We start from the raw sequence: 20,754 nt of genomic DNA on the forward strand, positions 1-20,754 counted from the left end.
TAATTCAGCCCGTTTGTATATTTCGTTTTTGACAAGTATGTAGAGACACGGTGATTTGATCGCAGCTTTCGTTTCCGAAATGCACCCCTTACCCTATTTTCAACCGGCCTGTATAAATTCCCACCGGCCCGGTTCCCGAACCCAGAGGCAATGCGTTTTTCAATGCTTGGGTTACATAATGTTTGGCCTGCACAAACGCTGAGAAGGGTTCTTCTCCCAGTGCTAAGTTTGCGGCTATGGCGGCTGAGAGGGTGCAGCCGGTGCCGTGTGTGTGAGGGGTTTCGATAGTTTCTGTTTGCACGATTTCATGTTTATTGCCATCAAACCAGACATCCACCCCATGCAGTCCGTCTTTCATTGCTCCGCCTTTAACGATAACTGCTTTTGATCCAAGCTTATAAATTTTTTCGGCTGCTTTTTTCATCTGCTCTAGGGTATCAATTTCCAATCCGCTCAGCAATTGTGCTTCATAGCGGTTTGGGGTGAGGACGGTTGCGTGCGGGATCAAGTATTCCCGCAGGCTGTCGATGGCGTTATTATCAATTAATTGGGCGCCGGTGCGAGATACCATCACGGGATCAACTACTAAATTGCTTAAGCCGTGAAGGTTTATTTGTGCCGCTACAGCTTTTATGATCTCTTGATTGAGTAGCATCCCTGTTTTGAGGGCGGCTACTGTAATATCTGTTACGACTGCTTCAATTTGAGCAATCACTCCTGAGACGGGTACTGCATCAACTCGTGTTACACCCAAGGTATTTTGAGCGGTGATACAAGTTATGGCGCAAGTACCGTGAACTCCGTTAAAGGCAAAGGCTCGTAAGTCTGCCTGAATACCGGCACCGCCTCCACTGTCTGAACCGGCTATGGTCAGCGCTACCGCAATTTTTGTCATGGTTCAAGGGTCAATGGTCAATGGTCATTTGTCAATTGTCATTTGTCATTGGCAAAAAAATGCTTTCTTACAAAGGACTGTGGACTATGGACAAATGACAAAACTTGAGTTTTTTTCATTTCCACAAGTTTACTCACTCTTTGTCCTAATCTATCTGTCCTAATATAATTATTTTAAATAATGCTTATGAGTTTTTCTAATAACGTTTAGGACTAGCCCCGCGCTTGGTTCTAGTCCTAGTTTAAATATTCAGGTATTTTGATGGGGGGTGGAATTGGCAAAACCCCACCACCCAAAGCGCTTAGGCTTTTTCCATCTTGGCAATATCGAGCAGAGTCTTAATCACCGAGTCAGGGTTCAAGCTGATCGAATCAATACCCAACTCAACCAAGAAGCGAGCAAATTCAGGATAATCTGAAGGCGCTTGTCCGCAAATGCCAATCTTGCGGTTATTCTTCTTGGCCTTTTCAATCACCATCCGCACCATATCCTTAACCGCCTTGTTGCGTTCGTCAAAGATATGAGCGACAAGGGAGGAATCTCGATCTAACCCCAAAGTTAACTGAGTCAAGTCATTAGAGCCAATCGAGAAACCATCAAACACTTCGCTAAACTCATCCGCCAAAATGACGTTACTGGGGATTTCGCACATCACATAGACTTGCAGGCCATTTTCACCGCGTTTAAGGCCATGTTTTTCCATGACTTCCAGCACTTTGCGGCCTTCGTCTGGAGTGCGACAGAACGGAATCATCGGGATCACGTTTGTTAAGCCCATTTCGTCGCGGACTTGTTTAAGGGCTTTGCACTCTAACCCGTAGGCTTCGGCGTACATTGGGTCATAATACCGGCTCGCGCCCCGCCAACCAATCATCGGGTTTTCTTCTTTGGGTTCAAATTGCCGGCCACCGAGCAAGTTAGCATATTCGTTGCTCTTGAAGTCCGACATCCGCACGACAACAGGATGGGGATAAAATGCAGCGGCAATAGTACCAACACCTTGAGCCAGTTTGTCTACGAAAAAGTCGGCTTTATTTTCGTAGAGTTTAGTCAAGTTGTTAATGTCTTGTTGAACATGAGGATCTTCGAGTTCATCATATTTCAACAATGCCAAGGGATGGCATTTAATATGATTGGCAATGATGAATTCTAAGCGAGCTAAACCAACACCATCACAGGGAATTGAAGACAGGGCAAACGCTTCTTCTGGGTTGCCTATGTTCATCAAGATTTTGGTCTCAGTAGTCGGCAAGTTATCGAGTTGAGTTTCTTGCACTTCAAAAGGTACTAAACCTTCATAAACTTTGCCTTCTTCTCCTTCGGCACAGCTTATTGTGACGTCTTGGCCGGTTTTGAGGGTGCCGGTGGCGTTTCCGCAACCAACGATGGCGGGAATTCCCATTTCACGGGCAATAATTGCCGCGTGGCAGGTTCTACCCCCTTGGTTGGTGACGATAGCGCTGGCTTTTTTCATAATCGGTTCCCAGTCGGGATCTGTCTTATTAGTAATTAAGACTTCACCGGCTTTAAACTGGTCAATTTTATGCACGTCTAAAATCACTCGTGCTTTGCCAGATCCGATCATTTCTCCCACAGCCCGACCGGTGGTGATTATTTTGCCGGTGCCTTGCAGTTTATAGTTGCGTAGAACGCTTCCCGATTTCTGCGATTGGACTGTTTCGGGCCGTGCTTGAACAATAAAGAGTTCATTGGTTAAGCCGTCTTTTGCCCACTCAATATCCATCGGGGTATAACTTCCTCGCACTTGCGAGTAGTGTTCTTCGATGGCGCAAGTCCACTTGGCAAGAGTGAGAATTTCGTCGTTGGTGATGCAGAATTTTTCTCGCTCGGAGGGGGCAACCGGCACGTTTTTGGTGTATTTTGTGCCGCCGGCTTCATACACCATTTTTACTTCTTTGGTGCCGAGTTGTTTTTTGAGAATCGGGCGGAAATTTTCTTTTAGGGTGGGTTTAAATACGAGGTATTCGTCTGGGTTAACTGCTCCTTGAACGACGTTTTCTCCTAACCCGTAGGCGGCGGTAATTAAGGCTGCATTTTTAAAGCCGCTTTCTGTGTCAATACTGAACATGACACCCGAAGATGCTAAGTCAGAACGTACCATTTTTTGGACACCAACCGATAGGGCTACATTAAAGTGATCAAAGCCCTTAATGGTTCGGTAAGAAATGGCGCGGTCTGTAAAAATTGAAGCAAAGCATTTATGGCAGGCTTCTAATACTGCATTCACGCCTTGTATGTTCAAATAGGTTTCTTGCTGGCCGGCAAAACTTGCATCTGGTAAGTCTTCGGCTGTGGCGGAACTCCGCACGGCTACGTCTGTATCTTGGCTATATTCGTGATATTTTTTCTGGGTTTCATCATCCCCAAAAAGATCACTGAATTTCGAGTCATATCCATAGCGTTCGCACAGTTTTTTATAGGCTGTTGCGATAGCGTCTTGTAAATCTTGAGGAAATGGGGTGTTTAATAATAAGGCACGAGCTTGTTTTCCCCGTTCCCTCAAGTTTTCCATATCTTCTACATCAAGGTCAGAAAATAGCCGGCGCAGTTTTTGTTCTAAACCGGCATTTTTTATGAAATGACGATAAGCGTAAGCTGTAGTTGCAAAGCCTGTTGGTACATTAATTCCCTTGGGTACTAACTCTTGAATCATTTCTCCCAAGGAAGCGTTTTTTCCACCGACTAACCCAATATCCGTGATCCCTACTTCCTCAAACCAGAGGACGAGAGCTTCTTCTTTTGATGCTTGGGGTGTTTTTTGAGGTGCTGTACTGACCATAGGTTTTTATCCTCTAACCTTCAGTCTCTTTTTTTAGATTAGCAATATTTCTGACATTTTTTTTATTTTTATCCGTCATTTTTTCTGATTTCATATTTTTTAATTTTTCTTAACTTGTCTTAGCAGACAATCTTAAAATACTATTATCTTTTGTGTATAAATCCAAAAGTATGGGATAATTTTAAGGGCAAACATCAATTTAATTTCATCAATCTTTAGTCTAGCGATTTTATCCCCCGCTCAAAAAACGGGCGTTGACTGGCCCGTTAACTTTTTACCCTTCCTGTACCCCGCAAACTTCGGACACGAGGGCTCGGAATAGATGCCGGCACGCAATGCGAGCAAGATTCGACCGAATCAACCGGATCGGCACCCCGTTTGATTTCTTAAAGTCGTAAATTTCCCCTAAGTGCTGGCAGATTGGCTTGATGGTGGGGTTGCCGTCTAAATCTGTTGTTCTAATCAACCGGCCACCTTGCGGCCTATTTTTAACCGGCTCAATTTTTACAAAAATCCACTGCCAAAAAGCCTTTGGGCAAAGGCTGCTACCATGAATGATGCTACGTTCCTCCTTGTCCCCATCTCACTGGGTGATTCTCCCATCGCTTTTTGAAATCTCCTCAGTCAGAGGTGCTTTTTAGTTTTATTAAGCGACCGGCGCCCTTTACGCTCGACAACTTTGGGCTTACCATCTTTGAGGAAATTTTCGATTGGGAAGGCAACCGACAAAATAATAGGTTGAGTTTTTTTTGGGGAATGCGAAACTGTCCAACACTTTTGAGTAAGGTTTAAAGCGCGGGTCTGTCCGGTAGATGTAGCTCATCTCCTTTTCAATTGCAGCCATCTCACGCTCTAAGTCACAGAGGCGCGCCGCGTCTAGTCTGGATGATTCGGTTAAACCGGCACCAATGGTTTCTTGGTAGAGCCGGTGGTATCGCGGCATCAACTTTTCTCCAGCAATCCACCCCCAAAGCGGCGGGCTTAAATCTGCATTTTCCTTCTCGAATTAACAGACGAAATCATCAAACAAATAAGCACCCTCGACAATTTATATTGTCTGGATTTGATGAAAAAGGCAGTAGAGGCCGAAATCCTCATCAAATCTGATTGCTCAAACTCTGACAATTTGTTTGATGACCTAGAATGAGCGCCGGTTGATATCTCGACCTCTGGGAGAATCAATTGGCCCACCGGCACCCGTAGAGCAAACTTTTATTCTTGTTGGGGATTTATGGTAAGGAGGGGGGGAAAATTGCTAAAGGGCAACTACATAGGCATTTTGAGGCGAAATAGCAAAAACTGAGTTACTTGGCCTTCATCAAAATTGTTATCGCTGACTAAGATTAAACTCTGGGTTCCATCGGGCAAACGTGGGCCTAATGTCATGCCTTCTAAATTGTCTAAAGAAATGCCTTGAGTGCTTAAATCTAAAAGTAATTTTTTCTTAACCGGCTCAATGCCTTTTAATTCCCCTTTGAGACTAGGAATACCCGAAGTATCGGTGGCTGAACCGGTGGCGATTTGAAATATTTTTGCTCCGTATCCTAAAAATCCCAGAGAACGTTCTAAACTGAGAAAATGTCCGCCTTGATCTAAGACTAATAACTCGGTTAAACCGTTGGCAATTGACCATTTTGGCCCGCGATCTAAAGGATAAAAATGCTCAGAAATCAATACCGGCGGCCCTTCACCGAGGAGATAATGCAGGAGCCGGTTTTTTTGCTCTAAAATTGAATCTGCTGGCTCTTTGTCTTGTTCTAGGGGGGCTTCGGTTGCGGTAAATAACCGATAAGGTTCTCCTGAATTTCCTTTTATAGCTAAGGATTCAAATCCTAAGTTATTTTGTACGCCTTTGGGGAGGGTTTCGCTTTTAGGGTTGGCTAAATAGCGATTGGGAATGGGTAAAGTTTGTAACCACCGGCCGGTATTTAAGTCAAATTTTTGCACAAAGGGCTCTATCCCCAAACTAGAAATGCCTTCACTGGAAACAAATATCTCATTAGGGGCAACAAAGGCAATTCCTTCGGGGTTAATGCTGTAGCGGGGGAAAGGTTCGCCGTTTTCTGCTTTCAGGGTTGTGAGGTTTTGAATTTCGATATTTTGAATTTTAGTTTGATTGGGATTGTCTGAATTTAAAGCTAATTTAAGGGTGTAAAAACGAGCCGGAGCAAAGTTGCTTGGATCATCAGAAAGGGCATAAAATAGATTGCGTTGGCGGTCATAAATTATTGAAGAAAGCCCGCCTATAGGGGTTTCTTGAAAGGTTTGTTGCGGCAATTCATAAACATCTAAGAATTCTAGGGATAAGTCTAAAAATATGCGTTTTTCGACGGCGGCGATAATTTTTTCTTCGGCGGTGCGTTGGTTTTCTTGGGTGGCGGATGCTTCGGGGGTACCGCAGCCGGCAAGCAGATTCACCAATACTAAAACTAGGGCCCAAATGCAGGCCACAAAGCGGCGACGCGCTGGGAAAAGCGTTGTTTTTTGAGTTTGAGGGGAGAGTTTTTGATTAGATTGGTTGCTGAAATTTGTTTGCTGTGTTGATGCCATAGCTTTAATGTGAATATGGGTGAGGATTGTTGAAGGCTGGGAGCAATTTTCCCCAGTGATCCATCACTAATTACAAATCCCTAATTAAGTGCAGCCATGCTTTGGGCTACTCGAAACTTTATTGTACGCTTTATCGGCATTGTGTTTTTGTTGTGGCCGGTTGCCGGCATTCCTGTTTGGGTTCAAGCTGTTTTGGCCCAAAACGAGCCGGCGAACCCAGAAGAAGGGCCGGTGAATCCTTTGGAAATTAAGACTCCTGATTTGTTGTTGCCGAATCCGCCGGACGACCTACCTCTGATGGGGGCGGAAGCGTCTGTGTTAGCGCAGGCTTTAGACAAACTGAATGCGGAAGCGGCGCAGTTTTTGGCGGCGGGGAATGTGGTGGAGGCGTTTAAAACTTGGAACCGGGAGTTACGTTTACGTCGCTATTTGGGGCCGGTGGCGGAGGTGGAAGCGCTGACGAGGGTGGCGCAAATTGCCAGAACGCAGAATCAAAGGGCTCAGGTTCAGTTTATTTCTCAGCGTTTACAAATGATTTATTTGGAAGCGAAGGCAAAGGGGCCGGTGGAGGCGAATTTGTTGCAAGCTTTGGCGACGGCTTTTTTGACGGTTCAAGTGCGATTACCGGCGATTGAGGTTCACCAGGAAATTTTAGCGATTTTCCGAACTAAGCAAGATAAAAATGCGATTGAATCAACTTTAAAAATTCTGGCTGATTTATATTTTGGGGGGTTTGAGTATGCGGAGGCGGCGGGGGTTTATGAGGAGTTGTTGTTAATTAGTGAGGCGAGAATGCCGCGCACTGCTGAAGATGATTTGAATGAGGGTAGGTATTTGGATCAGCTTGCGTTTTTATATGATGAAACTGAGGATTTCCAAAGGGCTTTGGATGTGAGAAATAAAATTTTAAATCGCTATCGAGAAGCGAAAAATCCTGTGAATGTGCCTGGTTTAAAAATTGCGATGGGGGAAAATTTGCAGGCGTTGGGCCGGTTGAGTTCTGCGGCGCAGTCTTATCAAGAGGCTTATAGTTTGGGGTGGGCTATTCAACAGTTTGGCCGGGCCGGTGAGGCGCTGGAAAAGTTGGCTGTGCTTTATGAATCTCAAGATAAAGTTGATGCGGCGTTGCAAGTTTATCAAGCTTTGGTTGTGGTGCAGCAGCGCGGTTATGATTTTTTTGGAATGATGAATACTTTTGATAAGATGGGACAAATTCATTTGAATCAAAAGCGCTTTCCGCAAGCGGTGGCTGCGTTTCAAAGGGGTTTAGAGTTGGCTCGTCAGTTGAAGTATCAGGAGGATTATTTTAGTCGGCAAATTACTGAGGTTAATCGGCAAAGTCAGCAACCTTAGTTTGATTGAGTTGGTTGATAAAAGCGGGCCGACCAGTAACTTCCTTAACATTTAATTTGTGCCAAAAAGACAATTTTACTGGTCGTCAATTTTATATTTAAAATAGATTTGGGGCGTGGCCGCTATTTTGGCGCTGCAAAAAAGGCCGATTATTTGTTATGCTAGTAAGCAAGTGTGACACCGGCCCCAATCCAAGGCTTTAAAATCTAAAATATAAATATCTTAGGGTGTATCAAAAAACCAATATGGAATTCCCCACAGCAAGACAATTTTTTTACAAAGAAATTTATAAGCCAGAACCGCAAATCGACCTGGCAAAAGCAGCGTTATACCTGGCTCAAGAAGAATACCCCCATCTCGACACAGATGAGTATATCAACGCCCTCGACACAATGGCAGCGGAAATCGAAGAACGTCTGCCAACCGAACGATATCCTTTGAAAGTAATCAAAACTATCAATCAGTACCTCTACGAAGAATTAGGTTTTACCGGCAATTCTAACGACTATTACGACCCCCGCAACAGCTTTTTAAATGATGTTATAGATCGGCGCACCGGCATCCCCATTAGCCTTGCTCTTGTTTACTTAGAAATAGCCCGCCGTCTCGATTTTCCTATGGTTGGTGTGGGAATGCCGGGGCATTTTCTGATCCGTCCGGACTTTGAAGATAGCGGAATTTTTGTGGATACTTTTCAGGGGGGCGAGATACTATTTCCTGAAGATTGTCAAGCCAGACTCACACAAATTTATGGCAGGCCGGTTGAGCTTTCCCCCAGCTTTTTAGAGCCGGTTACTCCCCGCCGATTTTTAGGGCGAATGCTCTCTAACCTGAAATTAATTTATATCAATCGCGGTGATATTCTCAAATCTCTTTCGGTAGTTGAACGCATTTTGCTACTTTTTCCGGGCGCACCGATGGAGTTACGAGATCGCGGCATTTTGTATTATCAACTCGGTTACTTTCCTAAAGCCAGCCAAGACTTACAAAGCTATCTTGTTCAAGTTCCCAATGCCGAAGATGCAGATGCTATTCGCAAATTAGTTCAGAGACTTTCCCAAGATTTGTAATTAGTCTTTAGTCATTAATCATTACTTACCCCCTCTTTTGTGGGGGCAACGATAGCCACCGTTTGCCCCTACTATTTGGGTAGGTTCGTAATTTTGTTAATAGGATTTTGGAAAATTATTAAAGACTCTTAAGTAAGAAAAAACCACTATTGATTAATCACTACTTCCTCAGCCACCCGTTTTAAACGGCGTAATTGTGCTTCCATATCTTTTTTAGTCCAACCGGCAGCAAAGCGATTAAAACCAAATAAAATTAACGGGTTTGAAATCGCAAACTCAAAACGATTTACTAACAACGTCCCCTTGGGAGCCGGTTGGCATTCCCAACGATCACATCCCTTAAAAAAGCCCTCAAAACCCCAGACAATTAACCCTGGTTCTCGCTTAATTACCACACTATTTAAACAGGGTTCCAAAAGCGGAATATTAATAACAAACCGGCTTTTTGCACCCACCTCGGTGCTCCACTCCCCCACCGGCTCGCAGCGCAGAGCAGGATTGAGCCATCGGTGCATTAAAGCGTTATCTGTGATACAACGCTCCACCACAGTTGCCGGTGCATAAATTTGGATTGATTGCTCAAAAACTTGACTGGATGGCATTTTTCCCTGCAAAACAAATAAAAATTCATCAAATGCGGTTAAATGTAAAATCCTTAAAAAATATTACATAATCCCTCCTTAACAAAAGCGTATTTTAACATACCCTTAGTGCGAAACTTCGCTGCTCGCTAACACGACGCTATCAAGCACGGTGCTTTGTAGCTTCTGCGTAAAGCAGATTCGCATATTGACAAGAATCGGAGAATTCGATGATTGAAAACTTGCAAAATATCTGTCTAAAGACAGGTGTAAATTTGCCAGCGTTTGTGCATCCTCTACTGGGCCAAACGCGAACAGCCCCAGCAGCCAGACCGGCTACCCAACTACCTCCAGGCGTAGCTTCAGTTTGGAACTTTCCCGTCGGCGAAACAACCGTTGGAGATATTGCAGTAGCCTTTGCCATACTTTTAATCGGCTTTATCGTAGCCGCTTTAATTTCCAGTATTGTGCAAGGACTCCTCAAAAAAACCAACATCGATAACCGCATTGCCGGCTGGATAGGAAACCGGCCCCAAAACGAATTACCCGACGTTGAAAAATGGATTGGCACAGCAGTATTCTGGCTAATTATTATCTTTTTCCTCGTTCCCTTTTTCGATAAACTCAAACTCGGAGCAGCCTCCCAACCGCTGACTAGCCTGCTCAATCAAGTTACGATCTTTTTACCAAAACTCTTAGCAGCCGGTGCATTACTTGCCGTTGCTTGGGTATTAGCAACGATCACAAAATTTGTAGTATCCAGAGCCTTGCGTGCCATTGGCATTGACGAGCGCTTAAACCAAGAAGTCAGAAACACTAGCCAAAACCAGTTTCTTCTCAGCGAAACCTTTGGTAACGCTCTTTATTGGTTTATTTTTCTGCTTTTTCTTCCCTCAATTCTCAGCACCCTAGAACTACAGGGAACCCTGCAACCTGTCCAGCAATTACTCAACGAAATTCTGCTAATTTTACCCAACATTTTAGCAGCAATTCTCATCGGGGCTGCCGGTTGGTTTATCGCTCAAATTGTCCGCCGAATTGTAACCAACTTGCTCGCAGCCACCGGCACAGACAGTCTCGGCGCCCGCTTTGGACTTTCCCCCACTAGCGGCTCTCAAAGTCTGTCTTGGTTAACCGGCACCGTTGTTTATATTCTGATCTTAATTCCTACCGCCATTGCTGCCCTAAATGCGCTGAAAATTGACGCCATTTCCGGGCCGGCAATCTCCATGCTTACGCAAATTCTCAACGCCATTCCCCAAATTTTCACAGCCGGTTTAATTTTGGTTGTGGCGTATTTTCTAGGCCGGTTTGTTGCCGATTTAGTCACGAATATCCTCACCGGCATTGGGTTCAATAATGTTTTTAATTGGATCGGATTAAACAACGTCTCCACCACTCGCACTCCTACTGCCTCCCGGTTTGTAGAACCAGTAGAACCCATAGATCCTATGGATCGTACAGCCACAGTTATTCAACCCTCAACCACTGTTAACCGTACTCCCTCGGAAATTGTCGGAATTATTGTTTTAGTTGGCATCATGTTATTTGCAGCCGTGACTGCAACAGACGTGCTAAATTTGCCGGCTTTAACTGCTATTGTGGCGGAAATTCTGGCAATTGCCGGACGCGTTTTAGTTGGGGTGATTGTGTTTGCAATTGGTTTATATTTAGCCAATCTTGCCTTTAATATCATCCGCTCTTCAGGCACATCTCAAGCGAATTTTTTAGCCCAAAGCGCTCGCGTTGCTATTATTACCCTTGTTGGGGCAATGGCTTTGCAACAAATGGGAATTGCTTCTAGTATTGTGAATTTAGCTTTTGGGCTATTATTTGGTGCTGTTGCGGTGGCAATTGCTCTTTCTTTTGGGTTGGGCGGACGCGAGATTGCTGCTGAGCAAATTCGTCAATGGTTGGCTGAGTTTAAGGAGAAAAAATAGATTATTTAACCGCAGATAAACGCGGATTAACGCGGATAGAATAATTGTTGTGATTGACAGGTTAAAGAAAAACATTAACTCGAAAATAAAGCAAAAACCTATCTGCGTTTATCTGCGTTTATCTGCGGTTAAAAAAACACCCGCCTCAAATCACATCCTCAACTTTTGCCACAATTCGTCTTTAATTCTGCCCATAATTGAGGTTTCATCCAATGTCGATAAAATGCGACTAACGACGGCTTTGGGCCCATCGGGGCCCCAAGAGGCACCATTAGCAAGATAAGCTTTTGTGACTTGTCCTATGGCATAAGTTGAAACACCGGCCACCCCCGCCTGGGTGACAGCTACCGAAAGATAGGGCCCCAAAGCAAGCCCACCGGTGGCCGGTGTGGCAATTCCTAATAAGCTTTTGAGAGAAGATAAGCCCAAGGTTGTGACTAAATCAGTTACCGTTAAACCGCCCATACTCAGGGCAATTCTTTGTAACAAATTTAGCGCTCCCGTGCGTGTCATTTCCATACCATAAAGTTTAGATAATGTCAAGATCATTGCTACATCAATTATCGCACCGCTGAATAAATCGGCAGCAGTAATTGGGTTAAGGGCAATGGCGACAGCTTTGGTAATAACGCAATTCCAGATTATTTTATTAGCAGTTTCTTCGCGGAGGGTGAGTTTGCGGTTGATGATGCGTTCGTTTACCTCACCGGCAAAAAGCATCGAATTAAGGGCTACTAAAGATTTTCCCTCGCGGTCTAAAATTTCTAGGATTTTTAACTTTAATTCATCAATTTCTGGGTTAGAGCGTGTTAATTGTACTCCGCGAGAGCCATCAGGCCGGCGCACCATTTGAGCCACCAAGGGAGAAGCAGCCGCCATCACAATTTCATCAGGAGATAGTATTTCGCGGACTCGTTCATCGCGGATTTTTTGATAGATGGCGAGCCGGTCTGCTTCGGGATATTGGTCAATTTTATTAAATACTAAAATCATTGGTTTACCGGCCTCGCGCAATTGTGAAAGCGCTTGATATTCTACTTTTGTCATATCACCGGCTACGACAAATATAATTAAGTCTGCTTTTCCTGCGACTTCACGGGCTAAAATTTCGCGGGTTTCTCCATCAACTTCATCAATTCCGGGGGTGTCGATCAATTCTATTTGAGAAAGACGATAGGTAACTGGGGATTGGGGATTATTATTAACACTCCATTGACCGGCTTGTGCGGTGGTGGTGACTCCGTGAATGGGGCCGGTTTCAAAAATTTGTTGACCGAGTAAAGCGTTGAGTAAGGAAGATTTTCCGCGTCCTACCATGCCAAAAACAGCAATTTGAACTTGTTGGCGGTTGAGTTTTTCGAGAGTTGTTTCTAAGCCTTGAATTTCTGTTTCTAAACCGACCTTTTCTGCGGCAGAAAGGTCAAGTTTTGTCACCAATTCCCGTAGGGCATCTTTGGCTTGTTTGTAGTTGAGTTCAGCTTGAATTTCCGCAACGCTATCGATGGCGCTGTCAAAGTCGCCGGTGTTATTTATAGGGAATTGGGGGTTGAATTTGAAATCGGATGTCAAGTTTTAACCTCGCAGAGAATTCGCCATCGTCTTTTCATCGTATCGAATTCTAGGGAAAGGAACAGAAGAACCTTTTTTTGCACCCCACCGGCCCTAACTTTCTCTGTTTATCTATTAGACAAGCCTGGGGTTTAAAATTCTACCGCCTGATAAAACAGAAGCGGACTTTGCCATTCTCGTGCAAAACCCGCCTGTTCTGAATTATTTAAAAGAGATAAAAACTACCGACGATCACAGGCTTGAAGCTAGAAACCGGCAGCTTAGTTGAAAATAAAACTTAGTGGAAACGTCTTTTACGGCGAGCGGCACTTGCTTTGCGCTTGCGCTTTTCGAGGGGAGTTTCAAAGTGACGACGGTTTTTTACATCAGCGAGGATGCCTGCGCGGGAGACTTGCCGTTTAAACCGGCGCAGAGCAGAGTCAATTCCTTCGTTTTCTCCTACTACAACTTGGCTCATTCTTACTCCTTGGAAATGAGAGATAAAGTGTTTGTTTGTTTGTGATTATTTTGCTGTCGGTTTCCGAAACGCGAAGTGTGGCGTTAGCCATGCGCTCGATTGGTTAACAGAATTGTTGACTGAAAACTAGATTAACATAAAGCCAGCACCGGCAGAACAGTGGAATAGTTGTGGAAATTTGATAATCATTGTTTATAGAATAGACAAAATTTATAAAATTAGCTAAAGAAGAAAGGCCGGCTTGCTTTGGGGCCGGTTTTAGCGAATAAAGGAGAGATCGACCGCGCCAAAGTTGGTACTAAGGGCGATGTTGGCGTTTTCGAGGGATTTTACTAACCAGTGGACGGCCTCGCGGGTTGAGGACTCGTAGTGGTTGAATAAAATGGCAAAGCGGCGTTCGAGGTAGGGTTTAACTTTGCGACAGACGAGGACGATTTTGAGTAGGAGGCCGGTGGTTTGGGTGGGGCCGATGTTGGAAACGAGGTCGATTAATATAAAGTGGTTTGGCCGCTGGGAACTTTCGACAATTAAAAAGTTAAGCAGTTGGCTACAGGTTCTTACGATTAAGAAGTCGCTGAGTTTTTGGTTGTCGCTTTGGGGGAGGGTGTTGGTAAGTTGTTTGTAAAGACGGTCATTAAACTGACGTTTACCGTAGCCTGAATCAATAGAGGTTCTGAGGTAGTCGTATAGTTCGTCTTTGAAGGCGCCGTAAGTGCGGGTTTGGCTGGTGTGGGTGAGGAAGCTTTGGGCTAAGTCTCGGTAGGTGGAGGAACCCTCGACTTTACCGACAAATTGTTTTAAGGCTCCGTAGAGTTCTCTGTCGCTCAATAGGGTGGGGTTGTTGACCGGCTGGATTAATTTTGCTGTGGTTGGATCGCCTTTGCGGGCTATTTGTGAGCGCCTCACTTGATAGGTTACATATTGTGATAAGTTGATTTCAAATTGCTTTTGCCGCGAGCTTTGGACTGTGCGGACAATTTGTTGATGTTCGTAACTGCTGCCTTCGCTGAGTAGGCAGTGCTCGTATAAATACGGATACCGACGAATTAAGGTGCCAAGGGGTTTGGTTTCCGAGGCATTTCCGTTTTCTGGGGACTGGCTGATGACTTGGACGAGCCGGCGGAGGGTGAGGTATTGTTCGGTTTTGGTGAAGAGGTGTACGAGTTCGTGCAGCCGTCTCTGTCCTCTGAGATGGAAGGAGTAGAGGTTGCTGTTGTTGCTGCTGCCTTCAAACAGTTCGATGAGTTCGGGGATGGCGGAATGCAATTGAGTTTGCATTTGCCAGCGGTTAATTAAAATGTGGCAACAACGATTTAATACAAATTTGAATTCTTGATCGGCTTGTTTGGAGGCTGCGAGTCTTTCGAGGGCTGCTGTTACTTGGCGGTCGGGATAGCTCCAAGCTTCAAAAAATAAGCTGCGAAATCGTTCTATGAGTTCCCCTGGTGTTTCTATTTCTACACAGGAAAGCAAATGATTATAGATAATTTGCTCGTCGGGATTGCTACTGTGTCGGTGGGATTGATCTATTAAGCTTTCCATTTGTTCCTCTTCACTTCCCGGTGATCGTTGGGGTTTGATTAGATGCCTCCTCTGTTAAATTCGAGTGGCTATTTACAAAACTTTGGCACAATTCCTGCTTGTTTTTAAGGGGTAGTTTTGGGTTTGTTAAGCCTAAGTTTTTGGTTATTATCAGGCTTTTTTTGATTTTTTATTGGGGAGCGCAATCCAAGGTTTAGGGGTTTTCACCGGCTATGTTTTGGCTGCTTTCCCCCTGATAATCCGGGGCTAAAGGTTTAGGGCTTTTAGGGGCCGTTTTGTAAAAAAGCCGATTGATGACGCTCCCATATTTCGCGGATGTAAGCAGATAATTTTTTGCTGGACGATTTTTTGTTGATGGGGTTTACCTCTCTCGGTAAAATTGCGGTTATTTCAGAAATGGCTCTGTATAATTTGATACTTGAACTTTTTAGGTAATTTTTGTTATGTCCGCCTGTTCGATTCGCTGCTCAGCTTTAACAGTTTAGTTGTGTGGCTGAGAGCAGAAAAACTGGTGGCTGGGGTTGATCACTTCCATACGGTATTAATAGGCGTCCGTTTGGTTACACTTTCTAATTTACACTCGCCGTGAAGGGTTTAGGTGAAGAAACGGTAAAGATAAGGCGCTAAATTATACATTTCTGGTGAACTTTTTTGGCTCTGGGAGTTGGCATTCTGTAGAATCCCGTAAAGTAATGTTTTGGGCTGATTTTGCGAGGCTGTGGAAAAGAAAAGCAATTTGTCCTTTTTTTGGCGCGGGTGGCGGCTGAGGGGCTGATTTTTATTGGAGATTTAAAATTAAAAATTATCGGCAGGGGGCTGGATTTTATGCTATAAAATCGGGTTGATAACTCGGTTGAGTTAACTTTTAGGTGAAATTTGCTTAAAAGTAGTTAAATTTTGGGTTTTATACCTGAAGATCCAATTTTCACGCATTCCCATCAAACTGATATGACTTTTTGCGCTACTCTTGGTCAATTGAGCGATGTTCTTGATTCAACACCGGCCACTAATGCGGGTGATTTTTCACAAATTAGGGCCACCGGCATCTGTACGGATACGCGCAGCTTGAATGCGGGTGAGGTGTTTTTGGCTTTGCGGGGCGAAAATTTTGATGGCCATGCTTTTGTGCCGGCGGCGGTTTCTAAAGGGGCTGTGGCGGTGATTGTTGAGTGTGAGTTGCCGGTGGAAATTCCCCAGTTTGTTGTTAAGGATTCTTTGAAAGCTTATCAAGCTATTGCGAATTGGTGGCGGCGGCAGTTTTCGGTGCCGGTGATTGCGGTTACGGGATCTTTTGGCAAAACAACGACTAAGGAGTTAATTTCTGCGGTTCTGGAAACGCAAGGTAAGGTGTTAAAAACTCAGCAAAATTTTAATAATGAAATTGGGGTTCCGAAAACTTTATTAGAGTTATCAAGTGACCATGATTTTGCGGTGATTGAAATGGCGATGCGGGGGCCGGGGCAAATTGCTGAACTGGCAGAAATTGCTGAGCCGACAATTGGGGTGATTACAAATGTGGGTACTGCTCATATTGGGTTGTTGGGTTCAAAGGAGGCAATTGCTGAGGCTAAGTGTGAGTTGTTGGCAGAAATGCCGGCTACAAGTACGGCGATTTTAAATCAGGATAATGAGCTTTTGATGGCGACTGCGGCGCAGGTTTGGCAGGGAAAAACTATTAGTTATGGGTTGGATGGGGGTGATGTTTTTGGCAAAATAATTGATGGGGAAACTGTGGAGGTTGAGGGGTTGCGGTTTAGGTTGCCGTTGGCGGGCCGGCATAATGCTTGTAATTATTTGGCGGCTTTGGCGGTGGCGAAGGTGTTGGGAATAAGTTGGGAAGGTTTGCAAGCTGGGGTTGCGGTGGATTTGCCGGAGGGTCGGGCAAAGCGTTATGATTTGCCTGGGGATGTGGTGATTTTGGATGAGAGTTATAATGCCGGTTTGGAATCGATGAAGGCGGCTTTATATTTGCTGGCAGAAACTTCTGGGAAACGCCATATTGCGGTGTTGGGTACTATGCGTGAGTTGGGGGATCGTTCGTTGGAGTTTCACGAAAATATCGGGGAAACTGTGCGTGATTTAAAGTTGGATGCTTTGTTTATTTTGGCTGATGAGGATGAGGCAAAGGCGATGGCTGGGGGTGCGGTTGGGGTGCCGGTTGTGGAGGTGTTTGTTAACACCGGCCCGGAGGCAAAATCAACTTTGTTATCGCGGTTAAAATCGTTTGTTTCTGGGGGGGATTGTTTGCTGTTTAAGGCGTCTCATGCGGTGGCTTTGGATAAAGTTGTTGAACAGTTTCGCAGTGATTGGTGATTAGGGATGGTGGGGTTGATGTTGCCGGCCCCACTGAATTAAATTAATTGAAAAAGATGTATGGCAGGCAAGATGCCTGCGCCACTAATGACAAATGACTATCGTTATGGCAGGCAAGATGCCTGCGCCACTGATAACAAATGACAAATAACAAAATTATGACTTTAACAACAAGACGCAATTTTAATAAACGTTTTTTGCAGTTGATGCTGGCTGGGGCGGCGGGGCCGGTGTTGTTAGAACAGTTGCGGTTTACTGGGGAAAGTGAGGAGGAAATTGGGGCTATTAATGCGGTTAATCCTGAAAATTTGCTAAAAAAGGTAAGCGGTCAAGTTCAGAGTTTTTTAGGGGAGATTAAACCGGAAACTGAGTTATTAGTTCCTACGTTTTTGGGGAATGATCAGCGCCGGTTTTATGGTCGGGGTATTCCTAAAAGTTTAAAGCAGTTGGATAGGTTTGAGTTGGGAAGTGGGGTAACGGCTTTTCGGGGGTTTTTAACTTGGAGTGGTGCGGGGTGGACGGGACAGCCTACTCTGGTGAAAGATCGGGGGAGGTTGTATTTGATTATTGGGGCTTTTGATCACAGTTTGCGGAAGATTGATTTGCAAACAAATGAGGTGGTTTGGCGCTATAAGTTTGATGATATTATTAAGGGGACGGCGACAATTTATCTTGACCCAACGGCTAAGGATGAAAATCAAGTGGTGGTGTTGCAGGGTAGCCGGTTGGGTGTGAGAAATTCGGTGGGTATGGCGGGGCCGGTGCCTAGTTTTCGGGCGATTTCTTTTAGAACTGGTAAGGAAATTTGGAAGCTGAATATTCGCCGCACTGATAGTTATAGTCGGGATAATGATAGTAGTGCGATTGATTTGGGGGATATGATTTTTAATGCGGGAGAAAATGGGATCGGTTATTTTCTGAATCGTTCGACTCGTGTTGTTGAGAAAAAGGATGGTTTTATTCAGCCGCAAGTTTTGGGGGAGGTGAGGCTTTATGAGCCTCCTGATATTAGCCGTCATGGGGGTAATTTGGTGGCGGAGTCTTCACCGGCTCGTCTAAAAGATAATATTTATTTTGCGGCGGGTTCTGGTCATATTTACGGAATTAGTATTCCTGAGAAAAAGATTTTTTGGGATTTTTATACGGGGTCTGATATTGATGGTTCGGTGGTGATTTCTAAGGATGAAAAGTTATTTTGTGCGATTGAAAGGCAATATATTCCTGGGAATGGTGGGGTGTTGAAGTTAAATCCTCAGAAGAAACCAGAGGATAGTGTGGAGTGGTTTTTACCAACCGGCAATGTGGGTTTTTCTGACTGGCAAGGGGGGGTGGTTGGTTCGGCGTCGATTAATGATGAGTATCGTGATGAGAATGTGCCGGCTTTGTTTGCTACGAATGCTATTGATGGATACCTTTATATTGGTTCCCAAACGATGATTACGGGAAAAAAAGTGAAGAGCTTTTTGTTAAATCGGGAGTATGATACGCCGGTGGTTGTGTTTAAAAAACGAATTGGTGCTTCTATTTCTACTCCTATTTTTACGGATGGTAATAAGTTGATTGCGGGTACTTATAATGGGGTTTATTTGTTTAATATTTTTTATGAGGAAGGAAAAAAGGGGGATAAGAATTCGGTGATGAATTCTAAGGGTGAGTATGTGCGGGTGATTGTAGAGGAGGCGGAGCATTTTAAGCCTGGGGTTTCGTTTGAGTCTACGCCGGTTGTTTGGGATGGGATTGTAAGAATTTGTGGGAGGGATGGCTGGCTGTACACTTTGGGGTAATTTTTTATAGTTTATAGCGCAGTTTTACCTTGTATTCGGCTTTTGTTTGCAGTTAGAGGTCTTCCTCTGGGGAGTAGTAGCCCTTTTGTGTGGCTTTTATAAATCTTTCTACAGATGGATTGGCTTTTAGCGTGGGATGATTGTTATTAAATTAACACAAACACCGTCAATATTGCCTCCTATAAATGTTTCTAAATGTGACAATTATAGCAGTTTAGTATGAGAATTTTGTAGAATATTGCTATTGAACGGTTTAACAGTGAGCCGCTGGTATGAAAACACAGCTTATAGATTTGGATAAACAACGTGATCAATTTTTGCTTTTGCAAAATGAATTGCGGGAAAGGTGGCAAACAGTAGATTTATTTGATCGCAGCGATGCGGATATTTTGGTGGTTCCTTCGGTGACGCTCGATCAACGGGAAATGATGAAAATTGATGGAGTTCATCACTATGAAGAACGGTTACTTTTTTCGCTAATTCGGTTGAAGAATCCTCAAACTCGCTTGGTTTATATCACGTCTCAACCTTTACATCCCAGCGTAATTGATTATTACTTGCAGTTGTTGCCAGGAATTCCGTTTTCTCATGCGAGAGAGCGGCTGTTATTGTTGAGCACCTATGATGCTTCTCCAAGACCTTTGTCTGAGAAAATTTTAGAGCGTCCTCGCTTGATTGAAAAGATCCGCCAAGCGTTGCGACCGGCCCGTTCTTTTATGATTTGTTATAATTCTACGCATTTAGAAGAAGCTTTATCGGTTGCTTTGAATATTCCGTTATTAGCAGCTGCGCCGCATCTACTTTATTGGGGAACAAAAAGCGGATCGAGGGAAATTTTTGCTGAGTGTGGAATTCCTCTTCCGAATGGCAGTGAATTAGTAAAAAATGCCGATGATTTGGCAGAAGTTGCAGCGGAATTATGGGAAAAAGAACCACAGTTACAGCGGATGGTTGTTAAGTTAAATGAAGGGTTTTCTGGAGAAGGAAATGCTCTTTTAGATTTAAGGAAATTGCGCGATGTAAATTCTGCAAATCGTGTTCAAGCAATTCGAGACGCTTTCCCATTCTTGCGTTTTCAATCAGCCGGAGAAACTTGGGAGAGTTTCAGCAGTAAAATTCCCGAATTAGGCGCTATTGTTGAGGCTTTTATTGAAGGAGAGGAAAAGCGTTCTCCGAGTGTGCAAGGACGCATTGCACCAAATGGAGAAGTGGAAATTTTATCGACCCATGACCAAATTTTAGGGGGGCCCGATGGTCAGGTGTATTTGGGTTGCCGGTTTCCGGCGGATGAAAGTTATCGTTTAAAGTTGCAAGAATTGGGGGTGCAAGTTGGGCAAAATTTAGCTAATAAAGGTGCGTTAGAAAGGTTTGGGGTGGATTTTATTGCCGTGCGTCAACAGGATGGTAAATGGGATATTCAAGCGATAGAAATTAATTTGAGAAAAGGCGGTACAACACATCCATTTATGACGTTAAAATTTCTCACAAATGGGCGTTATGAGCGTTCCAACGGCCTGTTTTATAGTCAGCAAGGACGAGAGAAATATTACATGGCAACGGATAATTTACAAAAAGACCGTTACCGGGGATTGTTGGCGAATGATTTGATGGATATTATTGCTGCACATCAGTTACATTTTGACAGCAGTACCGAAACGGGGACGGTGTTTCATTTGATGGGTTGTTTGTCTCAGTTTGGTAAATTGGGGTTAACAAGTATTGGCAATTCTCCCCAGCAGGCTCAAGAAATTTATAATAAAGTTGTCAATGCTTTAGATGAAGAAACAGGAGCAAAAAAAGAAACCAGTTTGCATTCATTAGCAGCAATTCCCATGACTTGGAATGGCGAAATAACACCAACAATTCAACGAGTAGCAGAAAATCCTTAATCCCAGCCAAA

At 44.2% G+C, this 20,754-nt stretch carries 13 protein-coding genes; 6 read left to right on the forward strand and 7 right to left on the reverse strand.

Annotated elements, in window-relative coordinates; genetic code table 11:
- Positions 1-88: 88 nt before the first annotated feature.
- The 3 genes from thiD to NG798_RS02710 form a co-directional block, all read right to left on the reverse strand.
- Entirely contained in the window at positions 89-895 is an 807-nt protein-coding gene (thiD, locus tag NG798_RS02700) for a bifunctional hydroxymethylpyrimidine kinase/phosphomethylpyrimidine kinase (protein ID WP_261220249.1), read from the reverse strand.
- Between the two features lie 301 nt (positions 896-1,196).
- Entirely contained in the window at positions 1,197-3,695 is a 2,499-nt protein-coding gene (gene ppsA / locus NG798_RS02705; RefSeq protein ID WP_261220250.1) for a phosphoenolpyruvate synthase, read from the reverse strand.
- 1,266 nt (positions 3,696-4,961) lie between these two features.
- Positions 4,962-6,245, reverse strand: coding sequence for an esterase-like activity of phytase family protein (locus NG798_RS02710; protein WP_261220251.1), 1,284 nt, complete (start codon positions 6,243-6,245; stop codon positions 4,962-4,964).
- 96 nt (positions 6,246-6,341) lie between these two features.
- On the opposite strand from NG798_RS02710, the gene NG798_RS02715 reads away from it, so the two are divergent.
- Together NG798_RS02715 and NG798_RS02720 are read left to right on the forward strand one after the other, a co-directional pair.
- Positions 6,342-7,598 carry a hypothetical protein gene (locus tag NG798_RS02715; RefSeq protein WP_261220252.1) on the forward strand — a complete coding sequence of 419 codons (1,257 nt, stop codon included), beginning with the start codon at positions 6,342-6,344 and terminating at the stop codon, positions 7,596-7,598.
- 245 nt (positions 7,599-7,843) lie between these two features.
- Complete coding sequence (locus tag NG798_RS02720) at positions 7,844-8,668, forward strand: SirB1 family protein (protein ID WP_261220253.1); 825 nt, start codon at positions 7,844-7,846, stop codon at positions 8,666-8,668.
- Between the two features lie 146 nt (positions 8,669-8,814).
- Here the strand turns inward: NG798_RS02720 and NG798_RS02725 are convergent, their stop codons facing one another.
- On the reverse strand, positions 8,815-9,270 hold the full coding sequence (locus NG798_RS02725; protein ID WP_261220254.1) for an SRPBCC family protein: 456 nt from the start codon (positions 9,268-9,270) through the stop codon (positions 8,815-8,817).
- Positions 9,271-9,479: 209 nt separating this feature from the next.
- Between NG798_RS02725 and NG798_RS02730 the strand changes: the two genes are divergently transcribed.
- A complete protein-coding gene (locus tag NG798_RS02730; RefSeq protein WP_261220255.1) occupies positions 9,480-11,189 on the forward strand; it encodes a mechanosensitive ion channel in 1,710 nt (569 codons plus the stop codon).
- A 150-nt stretch (positions 11,190-11,339) separates the two neighbouring features.
- Here the strand turns inward: NG798_RS02730 and NG798_RS02735 are convergent, their stop codons facing one another.
- From NG798_RS02735 to NG798_RS02745, 3 genes are all read right to left on the reverse strand, one after another.
- Positions 11,340-12,722 (reverse strand): GTP-binding protein, encoded by a 1,383-nt coding sequence (locus NG798_RS02735; RefSeq protein ID WP_261220540.1) that lies wholly within the window; start codon positions 12,720-12,722, stop codon positions 11,340-11,342.
- A gap of 313 nt (positions 12,723-13,035) precedes the next feature.
- Positions 13,036-13,215 (reverse strand): 30S ribosomal protein S21, encoded by a 180-nt coding sequence (gene rpsU, locus NG798_RS02740; RefSeq protein WP_261220256.1) that lies wholly within the window; start codon positions 13,213-13,215, stop codon positions 13,036-13,038.
- Between the two features lie 258 nt (positions 13,216-13,473).
- Positions 13,474-14,757: a hypothetical protein gene (locus NG798_RS02745; protein WP_261220257.1), complete on the reverse strand. Its 1,284-nt coding sequence runs from the start codon at positions 14,755-14,757 to the stop codon at positions 13,474-13,476.
- Between the two features lie 948 nt (positions 14,758-15,705).
- Between NG798_RS02745 and murF the strand changes: the two genes are divergently transcribed.
- The 3 genes from murF (at position 15,706) to NG798_RS02760 (ending at position 20,743) form a co-directional block, all read left to right on the forward strand.
- Positions 15,706-17,070 carry a UDP-N-acetylmuramoyl-tripeptide--D-alanyl-D-alanine ligase gene (murF, locus tag NG798_RS02750; protein WP_261220258.1) on the forward strand — a complete coding sequence of 455 codons (1,365 nt, stop codon included), beginning with the start codon at positions 15,706-15,708 and terminating at the stop codon, positions 17,068-17,070.
- A gap of 158 nt (positions 17,071-17,228) precedes the next feature.
- Positions 17,229-18,854: a hypothetical protein gene (locus NG798_RS02755; RefSeq protein ID WP_261220259.1), complete on the forward strand. Its 1,626-nt coding sequence runs from the start codon at positions 17,229-17,231 to the stop codon at positions 18,852-18,854.
- A 272-nt stretch (positions 18,855-19,126) separates the two neighbouring features.
- Positions 19,127-20,743, forward strand: coding sequence for a peptide ligase PGM1-related protein (locus NG798_RS02760; RefSeq protein ID WP_261220260.1), 1,617 nt, complete (start codon positions 19,127-19,129; stop codon positions 20,741-20,743).
- The last annotated feature ends 11 nt before the right edge of the window (positions 20,744-20,754 follow it).

This window comes from Ancylothrix sp. D3o (assembly GCF_025370775.1).
Lineage (GTDB): Bacteria > Cyanobacteriota > Cyanobacteriia > Cyanobacteriales > Oscillatoriaceae > Ancylothrix.